This is a genomic window from Vibrio sp. ZF57 (assembly GCF_001691235.1).
Lineage (GTDB): Bacteria > Pseudomonadota > Gammaproteobacteria > Enterobacterales > Vibrionaceae > Vibrio > Vibrio crassostreae_C.
Map to the genome: position 1 here is coordinate 1 of NZ_MAKD01000133.1, position 9,349 is coordinate 9,349.

7 protein-coding genes are annotated in these 9,349 nt (G+C 47.1%); 3 read left to right on the forward strand and 4 right to left on the reverse strand.

The window, feature by feature from the left end; translation table 11 throughout:
- Nucleotides 1–158: 158 nt before the first annotated feature.
- Nucleotides 159–1,586: an NAD-dependent succinate-semialdehyde dehydrogenase gene (locus A6D97_RS19835; RefSeq protein WP_065585104.1), complete on the reverse strand. Its 1,428-nt coding sequence runs from the start codon at nucleotides 1,584–1,586 to the stop codon at nucleotides 159–161.
- Between the two features lie 94 nt (nucleotides 1,587–1,680).
- Nucleotides 1,681–2,469, reverse strand: a complete 789-nt coding sequence (locus A6D97_RS19840; RefSeq protein WP_017064281.1) for an IclR family transcriptional regulator — start codon at nucleotides 2,467–2,469, stop codon at nucleotides 1,681–1,683.
- Between the two features lie 154 nt (nucleotides 2,470–2,623).
- On the opposite strand from A6D97_RS19840, the gene pta reads away from it, so the two are divergent.
- Together pta and A6D97_RS19850 are read left to right on the forward strand one after the other, a co-directional pair.
- Nucleotides 2,624–3,697, forward strand: a complete 1,074-nt coding sequence (gene pta / locus A6D97_RS19845) for a phosphate acetyltransferase (protein WP_065585105.1) — start codon at nucleotides 2,624–2,626, stop codon at nucleotides 3,695–3,697.
- 71 nt (nucleotides 3,698–3,768) lie between these two features.
- Entirely contained in the window at nucleotides 3,769–4,536 is a 768-nt protein-coding gene (locus tag A6D97_RS19850; RefSeq protein WP_017064283.1) for a sulfite exporter TauE/SafE family protein, read from the forward strand.
- 51 nt (nucleotides 4,537–4,587) lie between these two features.
- On the opposite strand, the gene A6D97_RS19855 is transcribed toward A6D97_RS19850, so the two are convergent.
- Nucleotides 4,588–6,309, reverse strand: a complete 1,722-nt coding sequence (locus A6D97_RS19855) for a cobalamin biosynthesis protein CobT (RefSeq protein WP_065585106.1) — start codon at nucleotides 6,307–6,309, stop codon at nucleotides 4,588–4,590.
- Between the two features lie 3 nt (nucleotides 6,310–6,312).
- A complete protein-coding gene (locus A6D97_RS19860) occupies nucleotides 6,313–7,296 on the reverse strand; it encodes a MoxR family ATPase (RefSeq protein ID WP_065585107.1) in 984 nt (327 codons plus the stop codon).
- A gap of 262 nt (nucleotides 7,297–7,558) precedes the next feature.
- Here A6D97_RS19860 and xsc point away from each other — a divergent pair, with 262 nt between their 5' ends.
- A complete protein-coding gene (xsc, locus tag A6D97_RS19865) occupies nucleotides 7,559–9,310 on the forward strand; it encodes a sulfoacetaldehyde acetyltransferase (RefSeq protein ID WP_065585108.1) in 1,752 nt (583 codons plus the stop codon).
- Nucleotides 9,311–9,349 lie beyond the last annotated feature (39 nt).

Here is a 9,349-nt window from a genome sequence, read left to right on the forward strand (position 1 = left end):
CCCCTTTAACCGAGCCCAAGGTGCCGCGCTTTTATAGCGCGGCTTTTTTTTGATTCATTTTTGTGGTGGGAAGGGGGGAGAATGGGGCAGGTTAGTGCTCACTAAGACTTAATTATTTCCGAGCCCTAATCACTGCCAGAACTTAGTTACTACCAACCTTATTTTCCGCCAAAGCAAAGATACTTAATGTCCATGTACTCATCGATGCCTTCTTTCGCACCTTCACGGCCAATACCTGATTGTTTCACACCACCGAAAGGCGCGACTTCGGTTGAGATTAGACCATCATTAATACCCACCATACCGTACTCAAGTGCCTCTGCGATGTTCCATACTCGATGAATGTTCTGACTGTAGAAGTACGACGCTAATCCATAAATGGTATCGTTGGCCATCTCGATAAGCTCTTCGTCCGTGTCGAATTTCATCACAGGCGCGACTGGGCCAAAGATCTCTTGTTGAACGATGTCCATGCTGTGTTTTACATCTTTAAGAACAACAGGCTGAATGAAAAGCCCATTAAGCTCCTGAGTTGGCGTGACAGGCGCAGCACCTTGTTCAATCGCTCGGTTTATCAAAGCTTGGATGTTGTTCTTCGCATTCAGGCTGACAACAGGTCCAATCGTGACACCCTCATCTAAACCGTTACCAATCTTAAGCTGCTGAACCGCTTGATCGAATTTAGCCACAAACTCATCGTACACTTTACTGTGAACGTAGAATCGGTTTGCACAGACACATGTTTGACCTGCATTACGGAACTTCGACGCCATTGCGCCTTGAACGGCCGCGTCGATGTCAGCATCGTCAAACACAATAAAAGGTGCATTGCCACCAAGCTCCATAGAGGTGCGTTTGATGCCTTTTGCAGCTTGAGCCATCAAAATGCTGCCCACACGGGTCGACCCAGTGAAAGAGATTTTTTTGATCAACGGATGCGAAGTGAATAGGTTGCCCACTTGTTCAGGGCTTTCACCAAGAACGACTTGAAGTAGATCCTTAGGGATACCCGCTTGATAAGCCAGTTCAACCACAGCAAACGCAGAAAGCGGTGTCTCATCCGAAGGTTTCACGACAAAGCTACAACCCGCAGCTAAGGCAGGAGCCGCTTTACGAGTGATCATTGCAATCGGGAAGTTCCATGGCGTAATCGCGCACGCCACTCCGATCGGTTGCTTGATGGTCACCAAACGTTTGCCTGCGACTGTGCTAGGAATGGAATCACCATAAGTGCGCTTTGCTTCTTCTGCAAACCACTCAATGAAGCTCGCGCCATACACCACTTCGCCTGCCGCTTCGGCTAACGGTTTACCTTGTTCAATCGTCATGATTCGAGCAAGGTCATTCTTGTTTTCGAGGATCAACTGGTGCCAGCGATGAAGTAGTGCAGCACGAGATTTAGCAGGGATTTTTGCCCACTCTTTTTGCGCTACATGAGCTCGTTCAATCGCGCTCGATAACTCTGTTTCTGATGATATCGGTGCGTGCCCGATGAGTTCACCCGTTGCTGGGTTTGTGACTGCAACTGCGTTGTTCGCTTCTGTCACCATAAAAGAGAGTAAGTGCTGGTTATCAATGTTTAGCATCGTGATTCCTTCTTGATGATTACTTAACACGTGTTGGTGCTGTTATTGAGTTGATGTCTATGCAGTGCTGATGATTCGCTTTAGCCTGCCAAGGTTATTCTTGCGCCCAGTTGTCTGCTTCTATCTTCGCTAATGCTTTTGCTGCTTTTTGAAGTGCGGGCAAGAATTTTATTGCTTCGTCCGGTTTCACTCGAATCACAGGTGCTTGTATCGCTAGGCCTAGGTTTGATTGACCTGTTGGTGAGGGTATCAGCACAGCGATACAGACTAAGCCTGGCAAAAACTCTTCATCATCAATAGCAAAACCTTGGATTTTCGCTTCTTCGATGTCTTTCTCTAGAGTCGAATAGTCGGTAATCGTGTTCACGGTGTATTGAGTCAGCGGCACATTTTCAATTAATCGTCTGCGCTGCGACTTAGACATATGAGCTAAAAACAGTTTTCCAGTAGCCGAGCAGTGCACGGGAACGCGAGAGCCGGGGTGCAGGTGAAAGCGAAGGGGAGCTTCAGTTTCGGCACGATCGAGATAGATGATTTCACCACTTGAAAGAGCCGTCAGGTTACAACTCTCACCGACTTCTGCTCTTAGATTTTCAAGGATGGTGCGTCGCGCGCTGTGCATGGTGCTATTCAAAAGTAGGTTTTCGGCAAGTTTTCTTAGTCGAATGCCTGAGCTGTAGTGCTTTTCGTCGCCATCTCTTTGAATGATGCCCGCGGCTTCTAATTGCTGAAGCATTCGGTGCAGCGTGGGTTTTGGTAATCCGGTCTCTTCGACTAAACCTTGAAGAGAAATAAACTCGTCTTTTTGCGCTATCACCTCTAATAGTGCAAAAAGTCGGAGGGTCGGTGTATCCCCTTGAACTTGCGGTGTTTCTGTTTGCATACAGTGATTCATCCTTGCGATATGTCTATGCCTAAGAGTGTACATACCAAATCATTATTCTTCAATTATCTGAATAAAATTTGATCTTTTTTATTATTCCAATAATATAAATGTAAATTATGGAACAATTAATCTCAATAAATGGAATTTAAAGATGAAGGCGATTGGACGGATTATTGATAAAGCTCATTTAGAGCGTAAGCGTGTTGTTTTGAGTGAAGCGGAGGACCCGCGAGTGCTAGCTGCTGCAAGAATAGCAATCGACAAACAGCTCGCTCACATCACACTTGTGGGCGATGAATCGGCGATCATCGCTGCTGCAGAACTTCACCACATTAACCTCGCTGGCATTCATATTGTTTCTCCACAGGCGTCGTCACTCAAAGAAGTGCTCGCTGAGCGGCTGTATACATTAAGGAAAGCTAAAGGCATGACTTATGATGACGCCCTAGAGCTGGTTCAAGATCCACTTGTTTTTGCCAATTTGATGGTAAGGGAAGGACTGGTAGACGGCACAGTTAATGGCGCGGTTTATACCACGTCTGATGTGGTGCGAGCTGCGCTGCAGATTATCGGCCCCGCGCCAGACAGTGAATTGGTATCCAGTTTCTTTCTGATGATGTTGTGTGAGCCTTTCCATAATCTTAAAGGCGGCATGATTTTCAGTGACTGTGGTTTGGTGATTAACCCCAATGAAACCGAGCTAGCATCGATTGCCGTAGCCGCATCAATCAGTGCTCAAACGCTACTGATGGAAGAACCTAAAGTCGCAATGCTGTCTTTTTCGACCAACGGCAGTGCCAAGCACGAATCGGTCGATAAGGTTCGTAATGCGGCTCAACTCGTAAAACAACGTTGTCCCGGAATCGCCGTCGATCAGGATGTTCAACTCGATGCCGCGATTGTGACTGAGATTGCCGCGAAAAAGCTGCCAGATTCAGAGGTGAAAGGTCAATCTAACGTGTTGATATTTCCTAACTTAGAAGCCGGTAATATCGGTTATAAGCTTGCGGAAAGGCTAGGTGGGGCTGTTGCGATTGGCCCGTTGCTGCAAGGGCTGAATCAACCAGCGAATGACTTGTCCAGAGGCTGTAGTGCCGAAGATATCTTTAATGTCATTGCCGTTACCGCGGTACAAGCGCAGCAAGGGAAAGCATCTGACTTTAAGGCTGACTCTGAAGCTGATGTTGAAGAAAGAGAAGAGTCGGAGTTTGAATTCCGGTATTAACACTCGTTGCTTAAACTAATGCGGAATCTTGCACTCATATTTACCCCCAAATAACCTAATTAGGATAGCTAATGGAGTTACCTGTTTTACTCGCCATTCTTGCCACCATTGCGGTAGGTACTTATTTCCAAACTGTCACTGGATTTGGTCTCGGTATCATTGTGATTGGGCTAACGGTCAGCCTTAATTTGGTATCTCTACCCGTTATAGCCGCTGTGGTCAGTATTGTGACCTTGTTCAATTGCTTGGTGGCGTTGATGGGTAAGCCACTGCTTGGGGAACTCAAGATTCTGGTGGTGTTAGTCATCGGTATTATTCCCGGCGTATCGATGGGCGTGTACTTGCTGGACGCGTTGAGCGAGTCGGCAACCCAAATCCTACGAGGGCTATTGGGTGCCATGGTGTTGTTCGCTGGTTTGAGCTTTATGTTTAAACCTAAAACTAGAACGGTCCGTTCGACAACCGTATCTTTCCTTGTCTCAGGATTTAGCTCTGGGTTAGCGGGGGGATTATTTGGGATGGCAGGTCCACCGATTGTTTATCATCTCTATCGGCAACCTTTTTCGCTCGATCTGGTGCGAAGCACACTGCTGATGGTTTTCGCTTGTACGTCGATGTCCCGTACGGTCAATGTCTATGCGGCGGGCGACATGGAACAGAGCATATTGTGGTTATCCGCTATTGCTGTTCCTCTGGTGGCGCTTGTCACAATGTTTGCTCGGCGTTTCCCACCGCCGTTGTCTAATGATCAACTCAGAAAGCTGGTGTTTACGGTGTTAATGCTGATAGGCGGATATTTGATGGCTGTCTCTGCATGGTCGTTGTTTGGCTCCTCGTAAAACCATTCTCGACAAAGGAGGCTAGTGATTCGCTAGCCTAAGCTTCCCTGTTTAAACACGCTTTAGCATCTCAAATATGCTCCTAGATAGCCCAAACAAGCAGCTCTCTTGTACATCTAGCGTGATGTTGCTCCGATAGTACGGGCTCAAATCCACTCCCATTCCCACACCATGAATCTCAATACCGTTTTTGGTCGACTCACGTTCAATCACCTGTTTGAGATGGTTATCTAAATAGAACTGATCGTTGGCGGTACTGGTAGCGGTATCCATCGGGCAGCCGTCTGAGAACACAATCAAAACCTTTCGCTGGGCGGTGTGCTGCTGCAATCGATGACTCGCGAACTGAACCGCTTCGCCATCAATCCCTTCTTTAAAGATGTCGGCTTTACGAAGACTCGCAATGCCAAGTCGAGAACGTCTCCAATGGGTATCAAAATCTTTAAACACGATGTGCTGAACTTCGTTTAAGCGGCCCGGGTGCTTTGGTTGGCCTTGTTTAAGCCACTGCCGATAGACCTTGCCACCGTTCCAGTTATTGGTCGTAAAGCCAATAATCTCGAAAGGGATGTTGGCCAGTCCAACGGATTTGAGAATTGTATCAATCAGTAGGCTTAGCTTGTGACTGTGCTTTTGCATAGAACCTGAACAATCCATCAAAAACGTGATGGCACATTGATGAGATGCGCCGATGTCAGGTTGATAAAAGACAGTGCGATCCAATGGCGAAGTGATGAGCTTGGTGATGGTAGTGGCGTTAACAATGCCTTCTTCTAAATGGTCCTGACGTCGGTTCCTCTGTGGCGTGGCAACAAAACTAGTGAGCATAGCGGCCAAACGGCGAGTGTTTACTTGTCTCGCCATGATGTCATCGGTGAGTTTCTGTCTCAGTTCGAGTAATAGGGCGCGCCTGACGAGTTTGTCTGCGGCGATGACTTGATCAAATTCTGAATTAAAGACCTGATAATTCGCGCCCGAAAGCTCGAACACCTTACTACTGCCTGTGATGTCAGTATCGACGTCTTGATCTTGAATGTCGCCATCAACGATAAGCGCAAGTTGCGCAAGGATCTTGATGTCTTCTTCAACGGTTGGCGTGGGCGAGTTATCGCTCTCTTGCTCTTGGTTGATGAGCTCTTGTGCAAGGGCTGCCAACTCGTTGGCGCTGTGTACAAATGACTCTTGGTCGGTTCTATGTTGCTTTAAGTGCTTCAGGCTATGCCCAAAAGTAGGCACGATGCCGGCGCGAGTCGATTCAATGGTTTCAGCGATAGGTTCAGAAACGGGAACACCAGTTAAACGGGTGTGGATGACTTGCATCAGAGTAAACAGCAACATGCCGATTCGTGATTCGGTGAAGCCATTCTGATGATATTGGCCGCTCCAATACGCAAAGTTGAACTGAATGCTGGTGGTAACGCCTTTTAGATAAGATGGAACTTGCGATTCAATTCGCACCTGCTCGCAGAAGTCATATAACAGACGTTCGACCTCGTTTTTCGGTCGCAATGAGTAGTGAAGATCAGCATCTGAAAGCAAGAGTCGTAATGCCGATGAATCGATCTTGCCTTGCATCGAAAGCTTACTGTTTTTCAGCTCGTGGCGAGATACAAAGGTGAGATCGTTGGTGTGGGCAGACTGGTAATAACAGGGCTTATTGCCTTTATAGAGTCGTTCTCCCCGATAGTTCAGATCGAGTTCACCACTGATTGCTCTGGCGACAGACACACCAATATCGAGGATCTTTTTCTGCTGAGAAGAAATATTGGCCATGGTTTACGACTCCGAGTGCGAATAATTTTGAGTATGCGCTTCCAAGGCTTCACCAAAGCAACGGAAATAGTATTCGCTAACCAGTTCTTTCTCTTCGTCTTCACAGCGATTCAAGAATGACAACCTAAATGCGGTGGCTACATCATCGAATATTTGGATGTTTTCGGCCCAAGTGAGCACCGTTCGCGGAGACATCACCGTTGAAAGGTCGCCAGCCCGAAACTCGTTACGCGTTAATCCTGCGGTAGCGATCATTTTCTCGACCAGTTGTCGGCCACTTTCATTATTCAGTTGCGGAAGCTTAGATAACACGATTTTGGTTTCATGTTGTGGGTCTAAATAGTTGAGCGTAGCGATGATGTTCCATCTATCTAACTGACTGTGGTTAAGCACTTGAGTACCCGAATACAAACCTGAAAAGTTACCCAAGCCAAGCGTGTTGCAGGTAGCAAACAGGCGGAAAGAAGGGTGAGGTGTGATCACTCGGTTTTGCTCTAAAGAGGTGTACTTTCCGTCTTGCTCTAATAGCTGTTGAATCACAAACATCACGTCAGGGCGACCAGCGTCGTACTCATCTAACACCAGTGCGATGGGTTGTTGAATGCTCTGAGGAAGAATGCCTTCTTTAAACTCTGTTACCTGCATTCCGTCTTTAATGACGATGCTGTCTTTACCTATGAAATCCAAGCGACTTAAGTGTCCGTCTAGGTTGATCCTCAAGCATGGCCAGTTCAATCTCGCGGCGATTTGTTCAATGTGAGATGACTTGCCCGTTCCGTGTGTGCCTTGAATCAGCGTGCGACGATTGGAGGTGAACCCTGCCAATATAGCCAGCGTTACTTCAGGATCAAAACAGTAATTTGGGTCGACTTTCGGCACATATTCACCTGGATGTTCAAATGCCATCACCGTTAGGTTGCTGTCGATGCCAAAGCGTTCTCTCACGCTTACCGGCTGCGTTGGTACCAATTCCGCCTCTTTCATCATATTTCCCTCTATATAGCTCATCACTTGTCGCTGCTATCGCGATATGTCATCGATTATTAACAGCTCCAGTTAAGTTAACGGCACTTTTTGTACGAAAAACTACCAATAATGTAATCCAGTTTTATTAATTAGAATGAATTGTTCCAATTTAATATAAAAAGTTGACGTGCAAAAATTCTACTACTAAGGTGAAAATGAATTCGAAAAAGAGACAATTCATTCCGAAAAATGAAATTTTGGTTAACTCAAGGAGAATGGAAGAATGAGCGAGCAAGAAAAACGTACGGTTGTTTCCGGCACAGTAACAATGACACCATCAGAAGCGTTCGTTGAAACTATGGTTGCTAATGATGTTACCGATATGTTCGGCATCATGGGGTCGGCATTTATGGACGCAATGGATATCTTTGCTCCTGCTGGCATTCGATTGGTCCCAGTAGTACACGAGCAAGGCGCTGCCCACATGGCAGATGGTTACTCTCGTGTATCTGGTCGCCATGGCGTGGTTATCGGGCAAAATGGCCCAGGTATCAGTAACTGTGTAACAGCAATTGCAGCTGCGTTCTGGGCACATAGCCCGGTCGTAATTGTGACGCCAGAGACAGGCACTAAAACAATGGGCTTAGGTGGTTTCCAAGAATGTAACCAGCTTCCAATGTTCCAAGAGTTTACTAAGTATCAAGGTCACGTAACGCACCCAGATCGTATGGCGGAATACACAGGCCGATGTTTTGACCGCGCAATGAGCGAAATGGGTCCGACTCAGCTGAACATTCCACGTGACTACTTCTACGGTGAAACTCAAACCGAGATCCCTAAACCAGCGCGTTTAGACCGTGGTCCAGGTGGTGAGAAGTCTCTGAATGAAGCGGCAGACCTGATTGCTGAAGCTAAATTCCCAGTCATCATTTCTGGTGGCGGTGTGGTCATGGCAGATGCAGTTCAAGAGTGTGCGGCATTAGCAGAAAGACTGGGTGCTCCTGTTGTGAACAGCTACCTACACAATGACTCTTTCCCTGCTAGTCACCCATTATGGTGTGGTCCTTTAGGCTACCAAGGTTCGAAAGCAGCAATGAAATTGATGGCTCAAGCGGATGTGGTTATCGCTTTGGGTACACGTCTTGGTCCATTTGGTACCTTGCCTCAACATGGCATGGACTACTGGCCGAAGAACGCGAAAATCATTCAGATTGATGCAGACAACAAGATGCTTGGTCTGGTTAAGAAGATTTCGGTTGGTATCTGTGGTGATGCAAAAGCAGCAGCGGTTGCGCTATCTGAAAGATTGGAAGGCCGCGCACTGTTGTGCGATGACAACAAAGGCGCTCGCCAAGATACAGTCGCAACAGAGAAAGCTCTTTGGGAAAAAGAGCTTGATGAGTGGACACACGAACGTGACTCGTTCAGCTTAGATATGATTGAGGAAAACTCACACGAGACTCCGTTCTCTGGTGGCGAATATCTACACCCACGCCAAGTATTGCGTGAACTAGAAAAAGCGATGCCAGAAGACGTAATGGTCTCGACGGATATCGGTAACATCAACTCAGTGGCAAACAGCTACTTACGCTTTGAAAAACCACGTAGCTTCTTTGCTGCAATGAGTTTCGGTAACTGTGGTTACGCATTCCCGACCATCATTGGTGCGAAAGCTGCGGCACCTCATCGTCCCGCTATTTCATATGCAGGCGACGGTGCGTGGGGCATGAGCCTGATGGAAACCATGACATGTGTTCGCCATAACATTCCAGTGACAGCTGTGGTATTCCACAACCGTCAATGGGGTGCAGAGAAGAAGAACCAAGTCGACTTCTACAACCGACGCTTTGTTGCTGGTGAACTTGAAAACCAAAGCTTTGCAGAGATTGCACGAGCAATGGGCGCTGAAGGTATCACGGTTGATAAGCTGGAAGATGTAGGTCCAACCCTGCAAAAAGCCATCGACATGCAGATGAACGAAGGCAAAACAACCATCATTGAAATCATGTGTACTCAGGAGGGCTTTGTTGCGTAATTCAATGGAACTAAATCAAGAACCTACGATCTGATCAGC

Excerpts from the sequence above, each read along its gene's own strand:
- xsc (WP_065585108.1), top strand. The coding sequence starts at position 7,559 with ATGAGCGAGCAAGAAAAACGTACGGTTGTTTCCGGCACAGTAACAATG.
- A6D97_RS19850 (WP_017064283.1), top strand. The coding sequence starts at position 3,769 with ATGGAGTTACCTGTTTTACTCGCCATTCTTGCCACCATTGCGGTAGGT.
- pta (WP_065585105.1), top strand. The coding sequence starts at position 2,624 with ATGAAGGCGATTGGACGGATTATTGATAAAGCTCATTTAGAGCGTAAG.
- A6D97_RS19855 (WP_065585106.1), bottom strand. The coding sequence starts at position 6,309 with ATGGCCAATATTTCTTCTCAGCAGAAAAAGATCCTCGATATTGGTGTG.
- A6D97_RS19835 (WP_065585104.1), bottom strand. The coding sequence starts at position 1,586 with ATGCTAAACATTGATAACCAGCACTTACTCTCTTTTATGGTGACAGAA.
- A6D97_RS19860 (WP_065585107.1), bottom strand. The coding sequence starts at position 7,296 with ATGATGAAAGAGGCGGAATTGGTACCAACGCAGCCGGTAAGCGTGAGA.
- A6D97_RS19840 (WP_017064281.1), bottom strand. The coding sequence starts at position 2,469 with ATGCAAACAGAAACACCGCAAGTTCAAGGGGATACACCGACCCTCCGA.